At 75.1% G+C, this 21,960-nt stretch carries 24 protein-coding genes and 1 pseudogene; 13 read left to right on the top strand and 12 right to left on the bottom strand.

Annotated elements, in window-relative coordinates:
• Positions 1-48 precede the first annotated feature (48 nt).
• Complete coding sequence (locus tag FB00_RS06225; protein WP_047232050.1) at positions 49-1,458, top strand: cystathionine beta-synthase; 1,410 nt, start codon at positions 49-51, stop codon at positions 1,456-1,458.
• A gap of 42 nt (positions 1,459-1,500) precedes the next feature.
• On the opposite strand, the gene FB00_RS06230 is transcribed toward FB00_RS06225, so the two are convergent.
• From FB00_RS06230 to FB00_RS21560, 3 genes and pseudogenes are all read right to left on the bottom strand, one after another.
• Complete coding sequence (locus FB00_RS06230; RefSeq protein WP_052877491.1) at positions 1,501-2,013, bottom strand: hypothetical protein; 513 nt, start codon at positions 2,011-2,013, stop codon at positions 1,501-1,503.
• Positions 2,014-2,044: 31 nt separating this feature from the next.
• On the bottom strand, positions 2,045-2,668 hold the full coding sequence (locus tag FB00_RS06235; protein ID WP_047232051.1) for a TetR/AcrR family transcriptional regulator: 624 nt from the start codon (positions 2,666-2,668) through the stop codon (positions 2,045-2,047).
• A gap of 173 nt (positions 2,669-2,841) precedes the next feature.
• Positions 2,842-3,549, bottom strand: a pseudogene (locus FB00_RS21560) (alpha/beta fold hydrolase); the annotation flags it as partial.
• A 138-nt stretch (positions 3,550-3,687) separates the two neighbouring features.
• Here FB00_RS21560 and FB00_RS06240 point away from each other — a divergent pair.
• Positions 3,688-4,098 carry an FKBP-type peptidyl-prolyl cis-trans isomerase gene (locus tag FB00_RS06240; RefSeq protein WP_047232052.1) on the top strand — a complete coding sequence of 137 codons (411 nt, stop codon included), beginning with the start codon at positions 3,688-3,690 and terminating at the stop codon, positions 4,096-4,098.
• Positions 4,099-4,162: 64 nt separating this feature from the next.
• On the opposite strand, the gene FB00_RS06245 is transcribed toward FB00_RS06240, so the two are convergent.
• Complete coding sequence (locus tag FB00_RS06245; protein WP_047232053.1) at positions 4,163-5,398, bottom strand: class I SAM-dependent methyltransferase; 1,236 nt, start codon at positions 5,396-5,398, stop codon at positions 4,163-4,165.
• Between the two features lie 140 nt (positions 5,399-5,538).
• On the opposite strand from FB00_RS06245, the gene FB00_RS06250 reads away from it, so the two are divergent.
• Positions 5,539-6,933 carry a DUF2252 domain-containing protein gene (locus FB00_RS06250; RefSeq protein WP_052877492.1) on the top strand — a complete coding sequence of 465 codons (1,395 nt, stop codon included), beginning with the start codon at positions 5,539-5,541 and terminating at the stop codon, positions 6,931-6,933.
• Between the two features lie 30 nt (positions 6,934-6,963).
• Positions 6,964-7,353, top strand: a complete 390-nt coding sequence (locus FB00_RS06255) for a SelT/SelW/SelH family protein (protein WP_082141057.1) — start codon at positions 6,964-6,966, stop codon at positions 7,351-7,353.
• A gap of 3 nt (positions 7,354-7,356) precedes the next feature.
• Here FB00_RS06255 and FB00_RS06260 read toward each other — a convergent pair whose 3' ends face one another.
• Positions 7,357-7,737 (bottom strand): DUF5997 family protein, encoded by a 381-nt coding sequence (locus FB00_RS06260; RefSeq protein ID WP_047232055.1) that lies wholly within the window; start codon positions 7,735-7,737, stop codon positions 7,357-7,359.
• A gap of 54 nt (positions 7,738-7,791) precedes the next feature.
• Between FB00_RS06260 and FB00_RS06265 the strand changes: the two genes are divergently transcribed.
• The 5 genes from FB00_RS06265 (at position 7,792) to FB00_RS06285 (ending at position 11,290) form a co-directional block, all read left to right on the top strand.
• Complete coding sequence (locus FB00_RS06265; protein WP_231581741.1) at positions 7,792-8,679, top strand: LysR substrate-binding domain-containing protein; 888 nt, start codon at positions 7,792-7,794, stop codon at positions 8,677-8,679.
• Between the two features lie 74 nt (positions 8,680-8,753).
• Positions 8,754-9,281 (top strand): GNAT family N-acetyltransferase, encoded by a 528-nt coding sequence (locus FB00_RS06270; protein WP_197088762.1) that lies wholly within the window; start codon positions 8,754-8,756, stop codon positions 9,279-9,281.
• A 32-nt stretch (positions 9,282-9,313) separates the two neighbouring features.
• The gene (locus FB00_RS06275) at positions 9,314-9,700 is read left to right on the top strand and encodes an ArsR/SmtB family transcription factor (protein WP_047232172.1); all 387 of its coding nucleotides are present in this window, start codon (positions 9,314-9,316) and stop codon (positions 9,698-9,700) included.
• Positions 9,697-10,353 (top strand): SRPBCC family protein, encoded by a 657-nt coding sequence (locus FB00_RS06280; protein ID WP_047232056.1) that lies wholly within the window; start codon positions 9,697-9,699, stop codon positions 10,351-10,353. Before FB00_RS06275 ends, FB00_RS06280 begins: the two co-directional genes overlap by 4 nt.
• Before the next feature lie 85 nt (positions 10,354-10,438).
• The gene (locus FB00_RS06285) at positions 10,439-11,290 is read left to right on the top strand and encodes a phosphatase PAP2 family protein (protein WP_052877494.1); all 852 of its coding nucleotides are present in this window, start codon (positions 10,439-10,441) and stop codon (positions 11,288-11,290) included.
• A 6-nt stretch (positions 11,291-11,296) separates the two neighbouring features.
• On the opposite strand, the gene FB00_RS06290 is transcribed toward FB00_RS06285, so the two are convergent.
• Together FB00_RS06290 and FB00_RS06295 are read right to left on the bottom strand one after the other, a co-directional pair.
• Positions 11,297-11,782, bottom strand: coding sequence for a hypothetical protein (locus FB00_RS06290; protein ID WP_156186318.1), 486 nt, complete (start codon positions 11,780-11,782; stop codon positions 11,297-11,299).
• 36 nt (positions 11,783-11,818) lie between these two features.
• Entirely contained in the window at positions 11,819-12,646 is an 828-nt protein-coding gene (locus FB00_RS06295) for a CPBP family intramembrane glutamic endopeptidase (RefSeq protein ID WP_047232174.1), read from the bottom strand.
• Positions 12,647-12,696: 50 nt separating this feature from the next.
• Here FB00_RS06295 and FB00_RS06300 point away from each other — a divergent pair, with 50 nt between their 5' ends.
• On the top strand, positions 12,697-13,950 hold the full coding sequence (locus tag FB00_RS06300) for an acyltransferase family protein (RefSeq protein ID WP_197088763.1): 1,254 nt from the start codon (positions 12,697-12,699) through the stop codon (positions 13,948-13,950).
• Positions 13,951-13,955: 5 nt separating this feature from the next.
• Here FB00_RS06300 and FB00_RS06305 read toward each other — a convergent pair whose 3' ends face one another.
• From FB00_RS06305 to FB00_RS06315, 3 genes are all read right to left on the bottom strand, one after another.
• Entirely contained in the window at positions 13,956-14,792 is an 837-nt protein-coding gene (locus FB00_RS06305; RefSeq protein ID WP_047232059.1) for an aldo/keto reductase, read from the bottom strand.
• Between the two features lie 137 nt (positions 14,793-14,929).
• Entirely contained in the window at positions 14,930-15,604 is a 675-nt protein-coding gene (gene msrA / locus FB00_RS06310; RefSeq protein ID WP_047232060.1) for a peptide-methionine (S)-S-oxide reductase MsrA, read from the bottom strand.
• A gap of 145 nt (positions 15,605-15,749) precedes the next feature.
• Positions 15,750-16,544, bottom strand: a complete 795-nt coding sequence (locus FB00_RS06315) for an SDR family NAD(P)-dependent oxidoreductase (RefSeq protein ID WP_047232061.1) — start codon at positions 16,542-16,544, stop codon at positions 15,750-15,752.
• 107 nt (positions 16,545-16,651) lie between these two features.
• Here FB00_RS06315 and FB00_RS06320 point away from each other — a divergent pair, with 107 nt between their 5' ends.
• The 3 genes from FB00_RS06320 (at position 16,652) to ilvA (ending at position 20,552) form a co-directional block, all read left to right on the top strand.
• Positions 16,652-17,893, top strand: coding sequence for a cystathionine gamma-synthase (locus FB00_RS06320; protein WP_047232062.1), 1,242 nt, complete (start codon positions 16,652-16,654; stop codon positions 17,891-17,893).
• 101 nt (positions 17,894-17,994) lie between these two features.
• Positions 17,995-19,290, top strand: a complete 1,296-nt coding sequence (locus FB00_RS06325) for an AI-2E family transporter (RefSeq protein ID WP_052877495.1) — start codon at positions 17,995-17,997, stop codon at positions 19,288-19,290.
• Entirely contained in the window at positions 19,287-20,552 is a 1,266-nt protein-coding gene (gene ilvA, locus FB00_RS06330; protein ID WP_047232064.1) for a threonine ammonia-lyase, read from the top strand. Before FB00_RS06325 ends, ilvA begins: the two co-directional genes overlap by 4 nt.
• A gap of 61 nt (positions 20,553-20,613) precedes the next feature.
• Here the strand turns inward: ilvA and greA are convergent, their stop codons facing one another.
• Together greA and FB00_RS06340 are read right to left on the bottom strand one after the other, a co-directional pair.
• Positions 20,614-21,096 carry a transcription elongation factor GreA gene (gene greA, locus FB00_RS06335; protein ID WP_047232065.1) on the bottom strand — a complete coding sequence of 161 codons (483 nt, stop codon included), beginning with the start codon at positions 21,094-21,096 and terminating at the stop codon, positions 20,614-20,616.
• A gap of 307 nt (positions 21,097-21,403) precedes the next feature.
• Entirely contained in the window at positions 21,404-21,838 is a 435-nt protein-coding gene (locus FB00_RS06340) for a DUF4307 domain-containing protein (RefSeq protein WP_047232066.1), read from the bottom strand.
• Positions 21,839-21,960: the final 122 nt, after the last annotated feature.

The raw sequence follows: 21,960 nt of genomic DNA on the forward strand, positions 1-21,960 counted from the left end.
GCCGCCGACGACGCACGCGCACCCGCGCGGATCGGGGATGATCGGGGCATGAGATACGCAGAGCACGTCTCGGAGCTCGTCGGCGGTACCCCGCTCGTCCGGCTGTCCCGTGTCACCGAAGGCCTCAGCGCGACGATCCTCGCCAAGGTCGAGTACGTGAACCCCGGCGGCTCGGTGAAGGACCGCATCGCGCTGAAGATGGTCGAGGCCGCGGAGGCGTCAGGAGAGCTGGCGCCGGGCGGCACGATCGTCGAGCCCACGTCCGGCAACACCGGCGTCGGCCTCGCGCTCGTCGCGCAGCGCAAGGGGTACGACTGCGTGTTCGTCTGCCCGGACAAGGTGAGCCAGGACAAGCGCGACGTGCTGCGCGCGTACGGCGCGCGCGTCGTCGTGACGCCGACCGCCGTCGCGCCGGACCACCCGGACTCCTACTACTCGGTGTCGGACCGCCTCGTCCGCGAGATCCCCGGAGCGTGGAAGCCCAACCAGTACGCCAACCCGAACGGCCCGGCGTCGCACTACGAGTCCACCGGGCCGGAGGTCTGGGACGACACCGACGGGCGCGTGACGCACTTCGTCGCCGGCGTCGGGACGGGCGGCACGATCACCGGTACCGGCCGCTACCTCAAGGAGGTCTCGGCGGACCGCCCCGCGTCGGACGGCGGGCGCGTGCGCGTCGTCGGCGCCGACCCGGCGGGCTCGGTGTACTCCGGGGGCGACGGGCGCCCGTACCTCGTCGAGGGCGTGGGCGAGGACTTCTGGCCCGCCGCGTACGACCCCTCGGTCCCCGACGAGGTCATCGCCGTGTCGGACGCGGACTCGTTCGCGATGACGCGGCGCCTCGCGCGCGAGGAGGGCCTGCTCGTCGGCGGGTCGTGCGGCATGGCGGTCGAGGCGACGCTGCGGCTCGCGCGGCGGCTCGAGGAGGAGGACCCGGAGGCCGCGGCACGGGCCGTGATCGTGGTCCTGCTGCCCGACAGCGGGCGCGGCTACCTGTCGAAGATCTTCAACGACGCCTGGATGCGGTCGTACGGGTTCCTGCCCGACGAGGAAGGCGTCACCGCGGGCGACGTGCTGCGCGCCAAGGACGGTCGCCTGCCCGACCTCGTGCACACGCACCCGAGCGAGACCGTGCGCGACGCGATCGAGATCCTGCGCGAGTACGGCGTCTCCCAGATGCCTGTCGTCGGCGCGGAGCCGCCGGTGAAGAGTGGCGAGGTGGCGGGGTCGGTGAGCGAGCGCGAGCTGCTCGACGCCGTGTTCTCCGGCCGCGCGTCCCTCGCCGACCGGGTGGACCAGCACATGGAGCCCCGCTTCCCGCTCATCGGCGCGGGCGAGGGCGTCGAGGCGGTGCGCGCCGCGCTGCACGACGCCGACGCGCTGCTCGTCGTCGAGGACGGCGACCCGGTCGGCGTCCTCACGCGGCACGACCTCCTGGGGTTCGTCGCCGCGCGGTGAGCGGCGACCGCGGGACGGGCGTCGGTCGAGCGCCGGCGCCCGTCACCTGCGCTCGCCGCGGGCGACCGCGTGCCAGTAGGCGGCCACCTCGCTCGTCACCCTGACGACCCGGTCCCGACCAGGCGGCGCAGGCCAGAGCTGGAGGAGGTAGGAGTCGGGCGCGGACTCGCCGTCGACCGGGCAGTCCATGGCCCTGCCGGCGTCCATCTCGCTCGCCACGTAGCGGGCGCGGTGCCACCCGAGGTGCGGTGCCGACACGGGCTCCCCGTCGTCGAACGACGCGATCAGCAGGTGCGGGGTGGTGAGCTCGACCGACGCCTCGACCACGTCCTGCCAGGCGTCGTCGAACGGCGGCTCCACCGGGTGCCACTCCACGCGCAAGGGGACCGCGCCGGTGTGGAGCCCGGTCGTCATCGCGAGCGCGTCGGCAGGCCCGTGCTCGAGCAGGCCGTTCTCCCGGCCCTCCCTGCTGAGCTCGGGCCAGTCGCCGTCCTCCTCCCGGAGGTGGACGAACCCGTAGTGGACGTCGATGTCGCGCGCGAAGAGCTCGATCACCGGCGCATCGTCGCGGGTGGCGGCCGCGTGGTCAAGACGCTGGAGCGCCGCCCTCCAGCCGTTCGCCCCGCGGCGCGCCCAGCGCGGCCAGTCCTGCGAGGACGGCCGACGCGTGGGTCTCGAAGCTGCGGTCGAGGTCGTCAGGCAGCCGGTAGCCGCCACCGAGCTCGAGCGCGACGAATCCGTGCAGGCTCGCGCGCACGGACCGGATCGCGTCGATCGTGCGGTCCTCGGGGAGGTCGAAGCCGCGCAGCACCGCGGCGACGACCTGGACGCTGCGGCTCGCCGCCGCGGAGAGCGTGGCGTCGGCGGGGTCGTCGGGGTCGGGCGCCACCTGGACGGCCGCGTACCGCCCGGGGTGTGCGCGCGCGTAGCGCCGGGTCGCGTGCGCGAGGGCGGCGACGGCGTCGGGTCCGGCGAGCCCGACCGTCGCGTCGGTGAGGGCCCGCGTGTAGTCCTCGACCGACACGACCGCGACCTCGCGCCGCAGGGCCGCGAGCGACCCGACGTGCTTGTACAGGCTCGGCGTCGCGACGCCCGCCTGTGCGGCGACCTTCGCGAGCGTGAGGTCGGCGAAGCCGGTCGGCCCGCCCGCGTCGACGAGGTCGACGGCGATCCGCACGACGGCGGCGTGCGAGAGCCCCGCCCTAGCCACGGGTGCCCTCCGACCCCGCGCGGCGCGCGCGGGCCGGGCGCGCGGCGTCGTCCGGCAGGTCGGCGAGGAACGCGAGCGTCGCGGCCACGACCTCCTCCGGCGCCTGGAGCTGGGGGGTAGTGGCCCACCTCGGGCAGCACGAGGGTCGTCGCGCCGAGCGACTCCTGCGCCCACGCGGCCTCGGCCGCGGGGTCGGCGTAGTCGGGGTCGAGCGCGCCGAAGACCGCGAGCGCGGGCGCCTCGACGTGCGCGACGCGCGGCTCGACGACGCGGTGGTCGAGCTGGAGGGTGAGGTCCCGGAAGGAGCGCAGGCGCCCCGGCTCGGAGAGCTTGGCGCGGATCGCGGCCTGGTGCGCGGCGAGGCGCGCGGGTGTGCGGCCCTTGTTCAGCGAGCCGTAGAACGAGGACCAGAACGCGGCGCCCCAGGGCCGGGCGAGCGCGAGGCGGTACAGCACGCGCATCGCACGGAGCTTCGCGGGCGACGACGGCTCGCGGAGGAACCCGTCGAGGAGGACGAGCCCGCGCACGAGGTCGGGACGCTCGGCCGCGGCGATCACGGCGGCCGACGCCGCCATGGAGCTCCCGAGCAGGACGGCGGGGCCCGCGTCCAGGTGCTCGACGAGCGCGACGTAGTCGGACGCCGTCGCCTCGTCGCCGTGGGTCGAGAACGTGGTGTCGCTGTCGCCGTGGCCGCGCAGGTCCACGACGACCACGCGGTAGCCGGCGGCCACGAGGTGCGGGGCGACGTCGTCGTAGGTCGAGCGCAGGTCGCCCATGCCGGGCGAGGCGACGAGGAGGGGGCCGGTGCCCTCGTCGGTGTAGGCGAGGCGCCCCTCGGCCCGGGCGAGGTGGTGCACGGTGGACTGCTGTCTCGTGTTCATAGCCACGAGGCTAATGCCATTAGCCACAGCGCGCAAGAGGTCGGGTGCAGGACGCCCCGGCCGGCCCGGAGCGACCCGCGTAGGGTAGGGAGACCCGCGTCCGCGCGGGCATTCCTGCACCCGACGAGAGGCAACCTCGTGACCGACCAGCCCACCCTTCCGACCGCATCCGGATCCTTCGGCGACAAGCCGACGCTCACCTTCCCGGAGACGGACGCGCCCAGCGGCCTCCAGGTCGTCGTGCTCAGCGAGGGCGACGGCCCGGCCGTCACGTCGGGGCGCAACATCGTCGTGCACTACCTCGGGCAGACGTGGGGCGGCCACGTGTTCGACAACTCCTACGACCGCGGCGACACCATCGCCTTCCCCATCGGCGTCGGCGCCGTGATCGGCGGCTGGGACAAGGGCCTCGTCGGCCAGAACGTCGGCTCGCGCGTGCTGCTCTCGATCCCGCCGGAGCACGGCTACGGCCAGCGCGGCGTGCCGCAGGCCGGCATCGCGGGCACGGACACGCTCGTCTTCGTCGTGGACGTCGTCGACGTCCAGTGACGCTCCCCGCTGAGTGCTGGGTAGCCGTCGCCGCCGAGCCGTCCTGGCGACGAGCACTCAGCGCTCAGCGGCGCGTGGAGCGGGTGACGGTGAACCGCGGGCCGCGCGCGACCTGGGTCGTCGGCCCGACCGCCCGCTCCAGCGCCGGCCGGTAGCGCAGGTGCGAGTTCCACACGCACCACAGCTCCCCGCCCGGGCGCAGCACCCGCCCCGCCGTCGCGAACATGCGGTGCGCCGCGTCGGTGCGCAGGGCCGCGCCGTCGTGGAACGGCGGGTTGAGCAGCACGACGTCGGCGCTCGCGTCGGCCAGCGTCGCGCCCGCGTCGTCGCGCACGGTGCGCACGCGGTCGCCCACCTCGTTCTCCCGCGCCGTGAGCGCCGCCGACCGCACCGCCGCGTCGGAGCGGTCCGTCGCGACGACCTTCGCCTCCGGCCAGCGCCGGGCCGCCCACGTGGCGAGCAGGCCCGTCCCGCAACCGAGGTCGACGACGTCGAGCGGGCCCGCGCCCGACCCGCCGGGCGCCGGCCCGTCCGGGCCCGCGGCGCCGAGCTGCTCGAGCAGGAACCGCGTCCCGAGGTCCAGACCCGCCCCCGCGAAGGCCGCCCCGAACGCCGCGACCCGCAGCCCGACGTCGGGCAGGTCGGCCGTCACGGGGTAGGTGAACCCGCCGCGTGCGGGGCGCGGCGACGACGCGACGAGCACGCGCGACTTGCCGCGCGCGAGGCTCGCGCGCACGTCGGCGAACGACTCGCCGAGGACGTCGTTCATGGCACGCGTCATGTGCTTGACGCGCCCGCCTGCCAGCAGCACGACGCCCGGGTCGGCCTCGCGCGCGACGTGCTCCGCGACGTCGCGCAGCGCCGCGAGGCTGCGGGGCAGGCGGAGCAGCACAGCACGCGTCCCGGCGAGCAGCCCCGTCCCCAGACCGTGGCGCGCGTACGCGCCGGCCAGCCCGAGCGCCGCCGCGTTCGCGTCGAGCGCGGCCTCCGCGGTGCACGCGTCCTGGTGGACGCGCACCCTCGCAGCAGGACTGTCTCCCGATGCCGGCCCGTCCTCGGTCGACTCCGTGGCGGTGAGCAGCGCGCTGCCGAGCGTGAGAGCCCCGTACCGGTCGTCGACGACCGCCACGGCCTCCGGCCCGGTACCCGCGAGCCTCGGTGCCGCCTCGTCGAGCAGGAGGTCGAGCAGCAGCCGGTCGACGGGGTCCACGGCGACCGGGGCGTCCTCGCGGTCCGGGCCGGTGTGGTCGGTGCGCAGGCGCGCGAGCAGCGCGGCGAGGTCGGGCGGGGAGGTCGTCACCGGTCCAGTCTCCCCGACGGCACGCCGCTCCCCGCCCGGTCACCCCGGCGACGTCGCTCCACCGAACCTCACCCGGCGTCGCCGTGCCGTGAGCCGCCGCGGGCGCTACTGTGCGGTTCCCGGACAGCGAGGAGGCACCCGTGGACGTCCCGCGAACCCTGGCCGAGTCCCGCGCGGCGGGGCGCGCCCTGCGCGACCGGGTGCCGCGCCGCACCCAGGGGGCGCTGCTGCTCCCGGAGCGCGACCCGGTCGCCATCATCGAGGAGCAGAACCGCGACCGGCTCCAGGACCTCGTCCCGCTGCGGGTCGGCCGGATGCTCGAGTCGCCGTTCGCGTTCTACCGCGGCACGGCGGCCACGATGGCGCACGACCTGCGCGACGGTCCGCGCACCGGCGTGCACGTCGTGGCGTGCGGGGACGCCCACGTCTCCAACTTCGGCCTCTTCGCGTCGCCCGAGCGCCGGGTCCTGTTCGACCTCAACGACTTCGACGAGGCGTCCGACGCGCCGTGGGAGTGGGACGTCAAGCGCCTCGCCGCGAGCATGTACGTGGGGGGACGGGACAAGGGCATGTCGGAGGAGCAGTGCCGTGAGGCCGCGCGCAGCGCGGCGCGGGGCTACCGGGAGGCGCTCGGCGCCGCGTACGACCGCAGCGCGTTGGACCGGTACGCCTTCCAGGTCGACGCGGAGCTCATCGAGCCGCTCCTGCTCAAGGAGGGGCGGCTGGAGCTGAAGCGCACCCTGAAGAAGGCCCGCCGTCGCACGTCGGAGCAGGTGGTCCAGAAGATCACGGCGCTGTCCGCCGACGGGCGGACCCGGATCGTCGACCAGCCGCCCGTCACGCAGCACGTGGACACGGCGAGCCTGGACGAGCTCACGACCCTGTTCGAGGCGTACCGCGAGCCGCTGCGCGCGGACGCGCGGCTGCTGCTGAGCCAGTTCACGGTCGTCGACTTCGTGCTGCGCGTGGTGGGTGTCGGCAGCGTGGGCACCCGCTGCTACATCGTGCTGCTCGAGGGGCCCGCGGGGGAACCGCTCGTGCTCCAGGTGAAGGAGGCGACGAGGTCCGTGCTGGCGACCTACGGCGGGATGGTCGACGCGCTCCCCTCGGGTCTGGTGCCGGTCGGGAGCGTGCCCGCCCAGGGACGACGAGTCGTCGCCGCCCAGCGGATCCTCCAGGCGCAGTCGGACCCGTTCCTCGGCTGGACCACGGTCGAGGCTCCGGACCGCACGGGGAGGCCCCGCGTCGACTTCTTCTGGCGGCAGTTCCGCGACATGAAGGGGTCGGTCGAGCTCGACCGGCTCTCCGCGGCGCAGTTCGTGCGGTACGGCGAGCTCTGCGGGCGCGTGCTCGCGCGCGCGCACAGCCAGTCGCCCGGCACCCGCGTGGCCCACGGGTACCTCGGCCGCTCCGATGCGTTCGACGACGCGATCGCGCGCTGGTCGTGCGCGTACGCGGACGTCGTCGAGCAGGACTTCGCCGCGCTCGAGGCGGCCGTCGCGAGCGGGCGGCTGCCCGCGGAGCGGGGCACCTGAGACGACGTGCCCGACCGTAGGCTGAGCGCCATGACGGACGACGCCGGGCTGCCCGGCCCCGAGACCCCCGCGCCCTCCGACCCGCCGCGCGGGACGGCGCGCGTGGCGGTCGAGTACTGCACGCAGTGCCGGTGGCTCCTGCGAGGGGCGTGGGTCGCCCAGGAGCTGCTCCAGACGTTCCGCACGCGGCTCGGCGAGGTCGCCCTGGTGCCGGGGACGGACGGCGTCTTCCGCGTCACGCTCGACGCCGGCGACGGGCCCGTGCTCCTGTGGGACCGCAAGACCGACGGCGGGTTCCCCGAGATCCCGGACCTCAAGCGGCGCGTGCGCGACGCCGTCGCCCCGGACCTGGCGCTCGGGCACACCGACCGGGCCGCCGCCCGGTCAGGGGCCGGCGGCGAGGCGCCGCCCGAGGGCTGAGACTCAGCCCTTCTTGGCGCGCGCGGCGGCGAGCCGCTCCTCCTCGGCGCGGACCTTCTTCTGCACCTCGCGCTCGGTCGCGAGCCACGCGGGCGGGTCCTGGCGCAGCGCGTCGATCTCCTCCGTCGTGAGCGGCTCGGTGAGGCCGCCGCGGGTGAGGCCGGAGATCGAGACGCCCAGGCGACCCGCGACGACGGGGCGCGGGTGGGGGCCGTTGCGGCGCAGGTCCGCGAGCCACTCCGGCGGGTTCTTCTCGAGCTCCTCGAGCTGGGCCCGCGTGATCGTGCCCTCCTGGAACTCCGGCGGCGTGGCGGGCAGGTACACCCCGAGCTTCTTCGCCGCGGTGGCGGGCTTCATGGTCTGCGCGGACTGCTTGGGGGTCATGGGCTCCAGGGTAGTCGGCCGGTCGGCCTCCGGCGGCGCGCCTAGGCTGGTCGGGTGGACGACGACGCGGGCACGGCCCCCGAGGTGACGAACGGCGCGACCCCCGACGACGGCGGGGTGCGGCGGTTCCGGCTCGCGTACGTGCCGGGCGCGACACCGGCGAAGTGGGTGCGCACGTGGCGCGAGCGCCTCGCCGACGTGCCGCTCGACCTCGTGGCCGTCGCGGCGGACGACGCCGAGCGTGCCCTGCGCGACGACGAGGCGGACGCCGCGATCCTCCGCCTGCCGGTCGACCGCGACGTGCTCAGCGCGATCCGGCTCTACGAGGAGGCGCCGGTCGTGCTCGTCTCCCGCGACCACCTGCTCGCCGCGCTCGAGCCCGAGGAGCCGGTCGCGGGCGCGGACCTCGCCGACGACGTGCTGCTGCGGCCGCTCGACGACGTCGTGCCGTGGGCGGGCGAGCCCGGCGCCGCGGACGACGCCCCGGAGCCCCCGGGCCGGCCGGCCGTCGAGCGTCCGGCGACGACGGGCGACGCCGTCGTGCTCGTCGCGGCGAACGTCGGGGTGGCGGTCGTGCCGCAGTCGCTCGCGCGCCTGCACCACCGCAAGGACGTGACGTACCGGCGCCTCGACGACGCGCCGACCGCCCCGGTGGCGCTCGCGTGGGTGACCGACCGCGACGACGAGCTGGTCGAGGAGATGGTCGGCATCGTGCGGGGCCGCACGGTCAACAGCTCGCGCGGCCGACGCGCCGGGTCCGTGCCCGAGGAGGCCGCGACGCCCCGCGCGCAGAGCGGGCGCGGCGGCGCCGGAGGACAGGGTGGACGCGGCGGGTCCGGGCGCGGGGGAGCAGCCGGTGGGCGCTCCGGCGGAGCGAAGCAGGGGCGTGGCGGGGTCCAGAAGGGCCGCGGCTCCCGCGGGCGCGGCGGGAAGCGGCGGTGACGGCCCGGTCCGGGGCTCGCGCGACGACGGACCGGCTGCCGTCGCGGCCCAGAGGTGACGGCTCGCTCGAGCTCTTGCTGCTCGACGCCGTGCCCGCCGACGAGCGCGACGTCCTCCTCGCGGCGGCGCTCGCGCTGCGGCTCGGCCCCGGCCAGGACGCGTTCGTCCCGCCCGCCACCGACGTGGTGGACGCGGCCCGGGCCGACCCCGACCGGCACCTCCTGGTCGCGCGCGGGGCGTCGGGCGACGTCGTCGCGCTCGGGGTGCTGCACCCGGGCGGCGCGCCCGCGGAGGTCGTGGCGTTGCTCGGCGGCGTCGGAGCGGACGACGTGGTGCTCTTCCGCGGCTTCCTCGTCGACGTCGCGTCGCAGGGTGCAGGGGTCGGCACGCGCGTGACGTCGCTGCTCCCGGGAGCGGTCGTGGAGCTGGCGCGCGTGCGCCGTCGGGCCGCCCCGTACGCCGCGCTGGTCCTCACGGTCAACGAGCGCAACGCCGCGGGACGCCGCGCCTACGCGCGCGCGGGCCTGACGGACCGTGGCGCCTACCTCGGCGGGGGCGCCGGCCCGCAGCGCGTCCTGGCGAGGCCTCTCGATAGGTCTTGACTTATATAAGCGATACGTGAAACATGGTGGTCATGGAAGCGTTCGACGTCCTCGGCGACCCGGTGCGGCGGCGGATCCTCGAGCATCTCGCCCGGGGCGAGCGTCCGGCGGGGGAGCTCGCCGCGCTCGTGGGCGAGGAGTTCGGGATCAGCCAGCCGGCCGTGTCCCAGCACCTCAAGGTGCTGCGGACGAGCGGCTTCGCGACCGTGCGGCCCGAGGGGACCCGGCGCGTCTACGCGCTCGACCCCGCGGCGCTCGACGAGGTCGAGGACTGGGCGGCGGGCCTGCGCCGGTTCTGGGAGCAGCGGCTCGACGCGCTCGGCACCGAGCTCGCTCGCGGCGCCCGCGAGCGGCGCCGTGCCGCGGCCGCCGACGAGGGCGCCGGACGCCCGACCGACACCACCAGGAGGACAGCATGAAGGACTTCATCGCCGAGCTCGAGGCCGCGCGGCGCTCCGTCGGGACGGGGGTGCTCCCCGCGGGCGAGGCCCGCGTGCTCACCATCGAGCGGACCTACCCTGCCGACGTCGAGGACGTGTGGGACGCCGTCACCGACCCCGAGCGCATCCCGCGCTGGTTCCTCCCGGTCACGGGCGAGTTCCGGGTCGGCGGCACGTACCAGGTCGAGGGGAACGCGGGCGGCGAGATCCGCGCGTGCGACGCGCCGACCCTCCTCCGGCTCACCTGGGTCATGGGCCCGCCGACGCCGGAGGACTCGTCGGTCGTCGAGCTCCGCCTCGCGCCCGCGCCCGACGGCGGCACGACCCTCACGCTCGAGCACACCGCCGTCGTGCCGCCGGAGATGTGGGACGTGTACGGCCCGGGCGCCGTCGGCGTCGGCTGGGACGGAGCGCTGCTGGGCCTCGGGCTGCACCTCGGCGGCGCCGGGCCGCTCGACCCCGAGGAGGTCCTCGCGAGCCCCGAGCTGCGCGCGTTCAACGTCGCGAGCAGCGAGGCGTGGGGAGCGGCGCTCGCGGAGGCGGACGGCTTGGGCGCGGACGACGTCGCCGCACGCGTCGCCGCCACGACCGCGTTCTACGTCCCGGCCGACGACACCCCCGACGCGCGGTAGGTCCGGCCCCGGGGGGAGGCCCGGCGGCGGACATCCCCCGTGGGGCGGATGTTCACCTGCCGTTCACCCGCCTTACCCTCGTGCGATGACTCCGCCCGATTCGTCCCGTCCCTCGACCCTGCTCGACCGCTCCGACGCGTCCCTCGGCACCTCGCCCGGCGCGATGCCCGGCGCGGCCCCGCGCCCGCTGCCGGAGGAGCCCGCGGGCGCGTCGTCCCAGGCCGCGGGCCAGGTGCTCGTCGCGGTGTCGTGGCTGGTCGGGGCGGCGCTCGTCGTGCTGGTCGCACGCCTGCTGCGCGGTCCGAGCGAGGCGCTCTACCTCGCGATCACGGCGCGGACCGCCGAGCTCCCGGGGTCCGGGCTCGTCGCGGAGGGCGGGGTGCTCGTGCTCCTCGGGTTGTGCGCGGTCGTCGCGTGGCGGTCGCGGCGCGCGGGCGCGTCTGCCGTCGCGACGACGTTGGTCGCCGGGGTGGGCGCCGTCGCGGCCTACGCGGCGAGCGAGGCCGTGAAGTCCCTGGTCCGCCAGCCGCGGGGGTGCTGGGAGCTCGTCGAGGTCGCGCACTGCCCCGCTGCCGGGGACTGGTCGTTCCCCAGCAACCACACCGCCATCGCCTTCGCCCTCGCGACGGCGGTCGTCCTGGCCGGGGCGCCCGCCGTGCGCGTCCCCGGGGCGGTGCCCGCCCGGCACGCCTACCGGTCGCCGCTGCGCGAGATCGCGGTGTGGGTCGTGCTGCCCGTGGCGCTCGCCGTCGCGGTCGCCACGGCGCGGGTCGCCGAGGGCGTGCACTTCCCGCACGACGTCGTCGCGGGCGCGGCGGTCGGCGTCGCCGTGGTCGTCGCGGCGGTGACGGTCCTCGCCGGACCGGCGACGGTCGCGGTCACCGCGGCGTGCCGCGTGGACGGCGTCCGCCGCGTCCTGCTGGCGCGGCCCGCCTGACGGGCCTCAGCGACGGCGTCGGGCGCGGGCGATCCCCACGATCCCCAGGATCACCGCGGCGGCGAGCAGCACGGTGCCGAGCGCGGCCTGCAGCAGGTCGACCGACGGCCCGACGGCGAACGTGCCGCCCGCCGCCGTGCCCTCCGACCGGCACGTGAGGGTGACCGTGCCCGCGTCGCTCGTGAACGAGGACTGCGCGCGCCAGTGCCGGGGGACGAGGAGGTCCTGCTGCGACATCGAGACGCGGAGCCCGACGTCCTCCCCGTCGGGTCCGGTGCCCTCGCACGGGACCTCGCTCCAGGCGGCGCCCGTGTCGGCGTAGACGGTGTGGTCGCCCGCGTCGAGCTCGACGCGGGCCGTCTCTCCGAACGGCGTCGCGGCCTGGACACGGAAGCCCGGGAGCACCCACAGCCACACCACGCCCAGCAGGCACGCGACCGCGAGCACCAGGGGAACGAGGCCGGGGCGGGGGCCGGTTCTTCGTCCGGTCATGCGGGCACCGTACCGGCACGGCCCCCCGGGGGGTGGTCAGCGCGGCGCGGTGACGAAGACGTCGAACAGCTCCGGGTGGTGGGCGTGCACGAGCACGGCGAACACCACGACGTCGAACAGCAGGTGCACCGCGACGACGTACGTGAGCGACTTGCTCCACGAGAAGATCCAGCCCTGGACCAGGGCGAACGGGACGGTGAGGAGCGGCCCCCACTCGCGGTACCCGAGCTCCCACAGGAACGACACGAACACCGCCGCCTGGAGCAGGTTCGCCGTCCACAGCCCGAAGTGCTCGCGGTACAGCGCGAACACGACGCACACGAAGAACAGCTCGTCCCAGATGCCCACCGCGTTGACGCCCACGAACAGGCGCGCGATCTCCTGTCCGCCCGTGATCTCCGGCCAGTTGAGGTACGCGCCCGACCCGATGAAGTAGAACGGCAGGATCAGGTACCCCGCGACGACGACCACGACGAGGTACACGACCTGTCCCCGGGTCCAGCGCCGCCCGGTGGCGACGGGGAACCGGATGACGTCCTCGCGGAAGACGAACCGCGAGAGGGCCCACGGCACGAGCACGGCGAGGGACAGCACGACGGCGAAGCGCACCATCCCGGCGTCCGACAGGTCCGCCTCGAGCGAGATCGTCGAGATGATCACCATGCCGGTCGCGACGAGCGCGAGGTCGCGCCCGAGGCGGCGGTCCACGGCGAGCCCCAGCGCCACGCCGAGCACGAGCGGCACGTACCCGAGCGGGCGCACGTGCACCGCGAACAGGAGCACCGCCGAGCCGGAGACGAGCACCGCGGCGAGCAGCCGCAGCGGCGAGCCGACCGCCCAGGGCGGTCGGGCGGCGTCGGGCAGGGGAGCGAGGGCCGGTGACGTCACCCGCCCACGGTGCCATGATGCGAGGCGTGGAGCGAGGGCCTGAGCGGCAGCCGGACCGGCGCGGCGAGCTCGACGCGGTGCGCGCCCTCGTCGTCGTGGGGCTCGTGCTGTTCCACGCCGCGCTCGTGTTCGACGCGCGCGACGACTTCTACGTGAAGAACGCCGAGACGACCGAGCTGACGACGTTCGTCGTCGCGCCCGTCGTGGTGTGCGCGATGCCGCTGCTGTTCGCGATCGCAGGGATCGGCGCGTGGCACTCGCTCCGGTCGCGCGGACCCGGCGGGTTCGTCCGGGAGCGGCTGCTCCGCATCGGCGTCCCGCTGCTCGTCGCCCTCGTCCTGCTCCTACCCGTCCCGCAGTTCCTGCGCGCCCGCGCCGAGGGCACGTGGACCGGCTCGTACCTCGCGTTCTGGCTGCGGTTCTTCGACGTGCGGTTCCAGCCCGGGGACGTCCCGTTCGTCCTCGACGGCGAGCACTTCGAGACGGGGCACCTGTGGTTCCTCGTGCTGCTGCTCACCTGGGCGCTCGTGCTCGCCGCGCTCGTGCGCCTCGTGCCCGACGACGTCGCGCGCCGGGCGCGCGGGCGGCTCGCCCGGGCGGTGGGGGCGCGGGGCGCGGTGCTCGCGCCCGCGGTGGTCGTCGGCGTCGTGTGCGCGGCGCACGAGCTCGAGGAGGGCTTCGCCGCGTGGAGCCGCTGGGGGTACCTGCTGTTCTTCCTCGGCGGCTTCGTGCTGGCGTCCGACGCGCGGTTCCGGTCGGCGGTGCGCCGGGATGCGGCCCTCGCCGGGCTGGTCGGGCTGGGCGCGTTCGCGGTGGGCATGGTGCTGTTCCTCGGACCCGCCGGCGAGGTCGACGCGTTCACGGGTCGCGAGGCCGGTGCGGTCGTGTTCCGGTTCCTCTACGGCGTCGCGGGGTGGTGCTGGGTGGTCGGGCTGCTCGGGCTCCTGGACCGGTGGGGCGCGCGCCGGCGCACGGCGGCCGCCGCTCCTGCGGCCGAGGTGGCACTGGGCGCGACGAGCACCGCCCGGGGAGCCACCGTCGCGATCCGTCCGTGGCGGGGTCGGGCCTGGGCCTACCTCGGGGCGGCGGTGCTGCCGCTGTACGTGCTGCACCAGCCGGTCGTGGTCGCGGTCGCGTACCCGGTCGTGGGGTGGGAGCTTCCCGCCCCGGCGAAGTACGTGGTGATCGTCGTGGCCTCGCTCGGCGCGCTGCTCGCGGTCTACGACCTGCTGGTACGGCGCACGCGCGTCACCCGGGTGCTGCTCGGGATGCGGGCCTGAGCCCGTCAGAGCTCCTCGTACACCGCGGGGTCCTGGTCGTTCGTGCGTCCGTCCGGACGCCCGAGGCCCGTGAGGGCGTTCATCTCGTGGGTCGTGAGCTCGAACGAGAAGACGTCGAGGTTCTCGCGCTGGCGCTCGGGCGTCGACGCCTTGGGCAGCGGCACGACGCCGAGCTGCACGTGCCAGCGCAGGATCGCCTGGACGGGGGAGACGCCGTGCGCCGCGGCCACCGCCGTGACGGCGGGGTCGCGCAGGAGGTCGCTCGCGCGGCCGATCGGGCTCCACGCCTCGGTGAGGATCCCGCGCTCGGCGTCGGCGGCACGTTGCGCCGCCTGCGGGAAGTACGGGTGCAGCTCGACCTGGTTCACGACCGGGGTCACGCCCGTCGCGGCGATCACCGCGTCGAGGTGCTCGGGCAGGAAGTTCGAGACGCCCACGTGGCGGACCAGCCCGCGCTCGCGGCACTCGACGAGCGCCTCGTACGCCTCGACGTACCGCCCGACGCGCGGGTTCGGCCAGTGGATCAGGTACAGGTCGATGCGGTCGAGACCGGTGCGCAGGAGCGACTCCTCGACGGTGCGGACCGCGTCGTCGTGGGCCTGGTGGCGACCGGGGAGCTTGGACGTGACGATCACGTCGTCGCGAGGGACGTCCGCACGGCGGACGGCCGCACCCACGGCACCCTCGTTCTCGTAGCTGAACGCCGAGTCGATCAGCCGGTAGCCCGCGTCGATCGCGCGCGCGACCGTCTCCGCGCCCTCCTCGCCGTTGAGGCGGTAGGTGCCGAAGCCGATCGCGGGGATCGTCGTGCCGTCCTGGGCGCTGAGGGTGGGGATCGTCATGGGCCCCATGGTGCGTCGGGCCCGGTGCGGCACGCACCCCGGCGGGACGGGGCGCCGGGGCCGTCGCGCGGGCGAGGGACGAGGAGCGGCCCCCGATCCGCGGGGATCGGGGGCCGCTCCTCTTCTCTCGGCAGGTGCTACGCGGCGCTCGGGAAGGGGACTCCCGTGGTCGCGTGGCAGCGGTAGCCGTTCGGGTTCTTGTCGAGGTACTGCTGGTGGTAGTCCTCGGCGTAGTAGAACGGGCCGGCCTCGGCCGCGGGGCGCATCTCGGTCGTCACGGGGTCGTAGCCCTTGGCCTCGAGCACCGCCGAGTAGCGCGCCGCGGTGTCGCGGACCGCCTGCTCCTGCTCCGGCGTCGTCCAGTAGACGGCGGACCGGTACTGGGTGCCGACGTCGTTGCCCTGGCGGTAGCCCTGCGTCGGGTCGTGGCGCTCCCAGAAGATCTTGAGCAGCTCCTCCTCGGAGACCTTCGTGGGGTCGTACGCGACGAGCGCCGTCTCGGTGTGGCCGGTGCGCGCGGTGCACGCCTCCTCGTAGGTGGGGTTCGGCGTCGTGCCGCCCATGTACCCGACGGCGGTGCTCACCACCCCGGGGACCTGCCAGAAGATCTCCTCGGCGCCCCAGAAGCAGCCCATCGCGAGGTAGAGCACGCGCGTGCCCTCGGGCCACGGACCGGTGATCGACGTGCCGAGCACGGTGTGGGGACGCGGGGTCTGCAGCACGGGCGACTGGCGCCCGGGCAGCGCGTCCTCGGGGGCGATCATCGTCGTCTTGCCGGACGAGCCGAAGATCGCGTCGAAGATCGAGTTCATCGCTTACCTCCTGAAGTACCCGGACGACCGGGGCGCTGGCCCACGACGCATCGTCCTGGCACGGGGTAGAACGCCGCGGGGGCGGCGGGTGTTCCGGGCCGACGCCGGCCCGCCGCGAGCCGGGCGGGCGCACGGCACGAGCCTCTCACGGGACGATCGAGTCGATGTAGCCGCCGTCGACGCGCACGGCCGCACCCGTCGTCGCCGACGCGAGCGGCGACGCGAGGTAGGCGACCAGGTGCGCGATCTCCTCCGGCTCGATGAGGCGCTGGAGCAGCGACTGCGGGCGGTGCTCGCGCATGAACACGCGCTGCGCCTCGTCCCACGGCAGGTCGTCGCCGACGAGCTCGCGCGCGAACGCCTCGACCCCGCCCGTGTGCGTGGGGCCCGCGAGCACGCTGTTCACCGTGACGCCCGTGCCCGCCGCCGCCTTGGCGAACCCGCGCGAGACGCCGAGCAGCGCCGTCTTGCTCACGCCGTAGTGGATCATCTCGGCCGGGATCACGACCGCCGAGTCGCTCCCGACGAACTGCACCCGGCCCCAGCCGCGCTCGACCATCCCCGGCAGGTAGGCGCGCGTGAGCCGCACGCCCGCGAGGACGTTCACCTCGAAGTAGCGGCGCCACGTGGCGTCGTCGATCGCGAGCGGGTCCTCGCTCGAGAAGATCCCGAGGTTGTTCACCAGGACGTCGACGTGTGGCACGGCGTCGAGCACCGCCGCCGTGCCCTCGTCGGTCGCGAGGTCGGCCGCCACACCGAGCACGTCGGCCCCGGGCACGTGCTCGCGGACGTCGTCGGCAGCCCGCTGCGACGTCTCCTCCGAGCGCCCGTTGACGACGACCGCCGCCCCGCACCCCGCGAGGGCGCGGGCGATCGCGAGGCCGATGCCCTGCGCCGAGCCGGTGACGAGCGCCCTGCGCCCGCCGAGGTCGATCTCCATGCGTGCTCCCTCCGCGCCGGGCGACGCGCGCCGCCCCACCCACCGTCCCGCGCGACGACGCCCGTCGCCACCGCGGCCGAGCAGGCGGTGCGCCGTAGGCTGGCCAGGTGACCACCTCGAGCGAGCACCCCGACTGGACCACCACCGGCTTCTCCACGCGTGCGATCCACGCGGGCCAGGACCCGGACGCGACGACCGGCGCCGTCGTGCCGCCGATCCACCAGGTCTCGACGTACAAGCAGGACGGCGTCGGAGGACTGCGCGGCGGCTACGAGTACTCGCGCTCCGCGAACCCCACGCGCACCGCGCTCGAGGAGGCGCTCGCGGCGGCGGAGTCCGGCGGCCTGCGCCCGACGGCGGACGGCTCGCCCGCCGCGCGCGGGTTCGCGTTCGCCTCCGGGCTCGCCGCCGAGGACACGCTGCTGCGCGCCGTCGTGCGTCCCGGGGACCACGTGATCGTGCCCGACGACGCGTACGGCGGCACGTACCGGCTCATCGCCCGGGTGTTCGGGCCGTGGGGCGTGGAGCACACGCCCGTCGACCTCACGGACGTCGAGGCCGTCAGGGCCGCGGTGCGCCCCGAGACGCGTGTCGTGTGGGTCGAGACACCGACCAACCCGCTGCTCGGGGTCTCCGACATCGCGGCGCTCGCGGGCGTCGCGCACGACGCCGGCGCGCTGCTCGTCGTCGACAACACCTTCGCGACCCCGTACCTCCAGCAGCCGCTCGCGCTGGGCGCGGACGTCGTCGTGCACTCGACGACCAAGTACGTCGGGGGGCACAGCGACGTCGTCGGAGGAGCGCTCGTCGTGGCGTCGGGCGCGCAGCTCCCGGGCGGGCTCGCGTCGCCCGCGGGCGGGACCGACGTCGCCGGCGCGGTCGGGTTCCACCAGAACGCGTCGGGCGCCATCGCCGGGCCGTTCGACGCGTGGCTCACGCTGCGCGGTCTCAAGACCCTCGCGGTGCGCATGGACCGCCACCAGGCGAACGCCGCGGCCGTCGCCGACTTCCTCGCCGCCCACCCCGCGGTCACCGAGGTGATCTACCCCGGCCTCGCCTCGCACCCCGGGCACGAGCTCGCGGCGCGGCAGATGAGCGGGTTCGGCGGCATGGTGTCGTTCCGTGCGGGCAGCGAGGCGAAGGCGCTCGACGTGTGCGCCCGGACCCAGGTCTTCGCGCTCGCGGAGTCGCTCGGCGGAGTCGAGTCGCTCATCGAGCACCCGGGCCGCATGACGCACGGCTCCGTCGCCGGGACGGCGCTCGAGGTCCCCGACGACCTCGTCCGCCTCTCCGTGGGCATCGAGGACGTCGAGGACCTCGTCGCGGACCTCACGCAGGCGCTGGCCTAGCCCCGGGCGCTCGCCGCGCCGTGGGGAGATCCTGCGCACACCCGGGCGCGTCGCGGGCGCTCGTCGGCGCGCGGGGCGGGCCGCTCGCCTAGTGTTGCGCTGTGAGCGCGCAGGCCGACCAGCACAGGACCCCCGACCCGCTTCCTCCCGGGCGACCCGGCGCGGCGGCGGTGCCCGACTCGGTGCGCTCGGCCGCCGCCTGGTCGTGGCGGCTCCTGCTCATCGGCCTGACGATCGCGGCGGGCCTGTGGCTCGTCACGCAGCTCAAGGTGATCGTCGTCCCCATCGCGGTGGCGCTCCTGCTCACCGTGCTGCTCACGCCGGTCCAGCGCTTCTTCCGCCGTCATCTGCGCATGTCCCGCGGCCTCGCGTCCGGTGCGGCGCTCATCGCGCTCATCGTCGTCGTCGCGGGGCTCGTGGCGATCGCGGGGCAGCAGATCGTCAGCGGCTTCCAGGACCTGCGCGACCAGGCGGTCGAGGGCTTCGAGCAGTTCACGCAGTGGCTCGCCGACGGCCCGCTCGGCCTGGACTCGACGACGATCTCGCACTGGCTCGACCAGGCCGGGACCGCGGTCTCGGAGAACCAGGACTCGATCGTCTCCGGTGCGCTCGGCGCGGCCACGACGATCGGCCACGTGGTCGCGGGCGCCCTCATCGCGCTGTTCTGCACGTTCTTCTTCCTGCTCGACGGGCGCACGATCTGGTCCTGGGTGGTCGGGCTGCTTCCCCTGCGTGCCCGCGACAACGTCCACCAGGCGGGTCGCCGCGGCATCGTCACGCTCGCCGCGTACACGCGCACGCAGATCCTCGTGGCGGCGGTCGACGCCGTCGGCATCGGGATCGGTGCCGCGTTCTTCGTCCCGTCGCTCGCGCTGCCGCTGGGCATCCTCGTGTTCGTCGGGTCGTTCATCCCGATCGTCGGTGCCATCGTCACCGGGTCCATCGCGGTGCTCGTCGTGCTCGTCGCGCAGGGCTGGGTCCAGGCACTGGTCATGCTCGGCATCGTGCTGCTCGTCCAGCAGATCGAGGGCCACATCCTCCAGCCGTTCCTCATGGGCCACGCCGTGTCGCTGCACCCGGTCGCCGTGCTGCTCGTCGTCGCGGCGGGCAGCTTCGCCGCGGGCATCGTCGGCGCGCTGTTCGCCGTCCCGATCGCCGCGGTCCTCAACACCGTCGTCCTCTACCTGCACGGGCACGACAAGTTCCCCGAGCTCGGGACGGACGACCGCGTCGTGGTGCGGGGGAGTCCGCAGCCCCCGGTCATCGCGCGCGCGGAGGCGGACCTCGAGGACGTGGGCGCGCGCCGTCGGTCCCGGGCGGGCGCCGGGGAGGACTCCGCCGTCGTCGACCCGCAGGACGCCGGCCCCGTGGAGGACGCGCCCGGGGAGACGCGGTGACGTCAGGACCGCTGTCGGTCACGCTCGACGACGTCCGCGACGCCGCGCGCCTGCTCGACGGCGTCGCGTACCGCACCCCGGTCCAGACGACGCGCGCCATCAGCGAGGCCGCGGGCGTCCGGGTGCTGCTCAAGTGCGAGAACCTCCAGCGCGCGGGGTCGTTCAAGGTGCGCGGCGCGTACGTGCGCATGGCGCGCCTGAGCGACGACGAGAAGGCCCGCGGCGTCGTCGCGGCGAGCGCCGGCAACCACGCGCAGGGCGTCGCGTTCGCGGCCGGTCTGCTCGGCATCCGGGCCGTCGTGTACATGCCGGTCGACGCCGCGCTGCCCAAGGTCGCGGCGACGCGCCAGTACGGCGCCGAGGTCCGGCTCGTCGGCGCGGACGTGGACGAGACCCTCGCCGCCGCCCGCGCCGAGGCCGACCGTACGGGCGCCGTGTTCATCCACCCGTTCGACCACCCCGACGTCGTCGCCGGTCAGGCGACGATCGCGCTGGAGATCCTCGAGCAGGTGCCGGACGTCCGGACCGTGATCGCGCCGCTCGGCGGCGGCGGGCTCGTCGCGGGACTCGCCGGGGCGTTCGCACAGACGGCGCCGCACGTACGCGTGATCGGCGTGCAGGCGGAGCGCGCCGCCGCCTACCCCGGCTCGCTCGCCGCGGGGGAGCCGACGACGGCGCGGCTCGCCGCGACGATGGCCGACGGCATCGCGGTCGGGACGCCCGGGCACGTGCCGTTCGGGATCCTGGCCCAGCACGGCGTCGAGGTCCGCACGGTGACCGAGGAGGAGATCTCCCGGTCGCTGCTCATGGTCGCCGAGCGCGCCAAGCTGCTCGTCGAGCCCGCGGGGGCCACCGGCGTCGCCGCGCTCCTGTCCGGGACGGCCGCGGTCGACGCGGGCGCGGCGGACCCGGTCGAGGGACCGGTCGTCGTCGTCCTGTCCGGGGGGAACATCGACCCGCTCGTGCTGCTGCGGGTCGTGCGGCACGGCCTCGCGGCGGCCGGCCGGTACATCCAGCTCCAGGTGCTGCTCGACGACCGCCCCGGCGCCCTCGCGCGCATGCTCGAGGTCATCGCGACCAAGCGCGGCAACATCATGCACATCGACCACGACCGCACCGACGTGGGCCTCGCGATCGGCGAGGCGTGGGTGCGCATGCAGGTGGAGACCAAGGGGCCGGAGCACTGCGACGAGCTCGTCGCGCACCTGCGCTCCGAGGGCTACCGCGTCGAGCGCAGCGACGGCGGGTCGCCCGGCCTCTGACGACGACGGCCCGGCACCTCCGCAGAGGGGCCGGGCCGTCGGAGCGTCCGCGGGTGGCGCGTCAGCCCTCGAAGGGCTTCGCGGCGACGATCTTCACGGCGATCTCGTTGCCGTTGGGCGCGGTGTAGCTCGTCTCGTCACCGACGGTCTTGCCGTCGATCGCGGCACCGAGCGGCGACGTCGGCGAGTACACGTCGAGGTCGGTCGTGCCGGCGATCTCGCGCGAGCCGAGGAGGAACGTCATCTCGTCGCCCGCGACGACCGCGGTGACGACCATGCCGGCCTCGACCATGCCGTCGTCCGGCGGGGTCCCGACCTGCACGTTGCGCAGCTTCTCGGTGAGCTCGCGGATGCGGGCCTCGTTCTTGGCCTGCTCCTCACGCGCGGCGTGGTAGCCGCCGTTCTCCTTGAGGTCGCCCTCGTCGCGCGCGGCGGCGATGCGCTCCGCGATCTCGGTACGGCCCTCGCCGGACAGGTGGGCGAGCTCGGCCTGCAGCCTGTCGTACGCCTCCTGGGTCAGCCAGGTGACGGTGGTGTCGGTCACGGTTCGCTCCTTCCTTTCCATGGTCGACGGCCGGGTCGGTCGCACGGCCGTACGGGTACGGGCAGCCGGGGCGCGTGCGTTCGCGGTGCGCCTGCCTGCCCGGGTCGGTGACGCTGGCCGGGTGGCAGCGCGTAGGACTGGTCTCCCGCTGGTCGCCGGGGTGCCCGGAGGACGCGTGCCTGTCACCAGCACGCAGTCTCGGGCTCCACACGATCGGGTGCGGGAATCCCTCAGGATAGCAAAGCACAGGGCTCCGACAGCGACGCCGCAGGTCAGTCTGCGCGCGGGGCCGACACCCCGGGGTCCGTCACGGGGCGACGCGGCAGGACTGGACGATGCCCGTCGTGGCGAGCTCGGAGGTCGCCACGCTCACCGTGTACCGGGACTCCGTGACCTCGACCGGGCCGACCGTCACGTCGACCGTCCCGACCTGGGCGAAGCTCTCGGCGAGGGCGTCGAGCGTGCACGTCGCCGTCGTCCCCGGGTCCATGTAGACCTCGAACGTCACGTCGACGCGCTCCGGGCTCACGACGGTGTAGCCGAAGTCCTTGAACCGCACCGGCTCGTTCGCGTACCGCAGCCCGATGACGAGCGTGATCGCGAGCCCGACGATCGCGACGAGCACGATCCCGACGACGGCCAGGCGTCGGCGCCGCTCGGTCGGCTCGGGACCGTAGCGGCCCGCCGGCGGTCGCAGGGGGGCACCCGGGCTCGGTTGCGGGGCGGTGGTCTCGTTCGTCATGGTGCGGTCCCGTGGTCGGTGCCGCCGCGTCCGGTCGCAGGCCCGGCGTCCTGCCGGTGGTCCCGGCGGTTCGTCAGGTGTGGGCGCGGTGGGGGATCATGTCCTCGACCCATCTTCGCAGA

Source organism: Cellulosimicrobium funkei, from assembly GCF_001019615.1.
Lineage (GTDB): Bacteria > Actinomycetota > Actinomycetes > Actinomycetales > Cellulomonadaceae > Cellulosimicrobium > Cellulosimicrobium cellulans_E.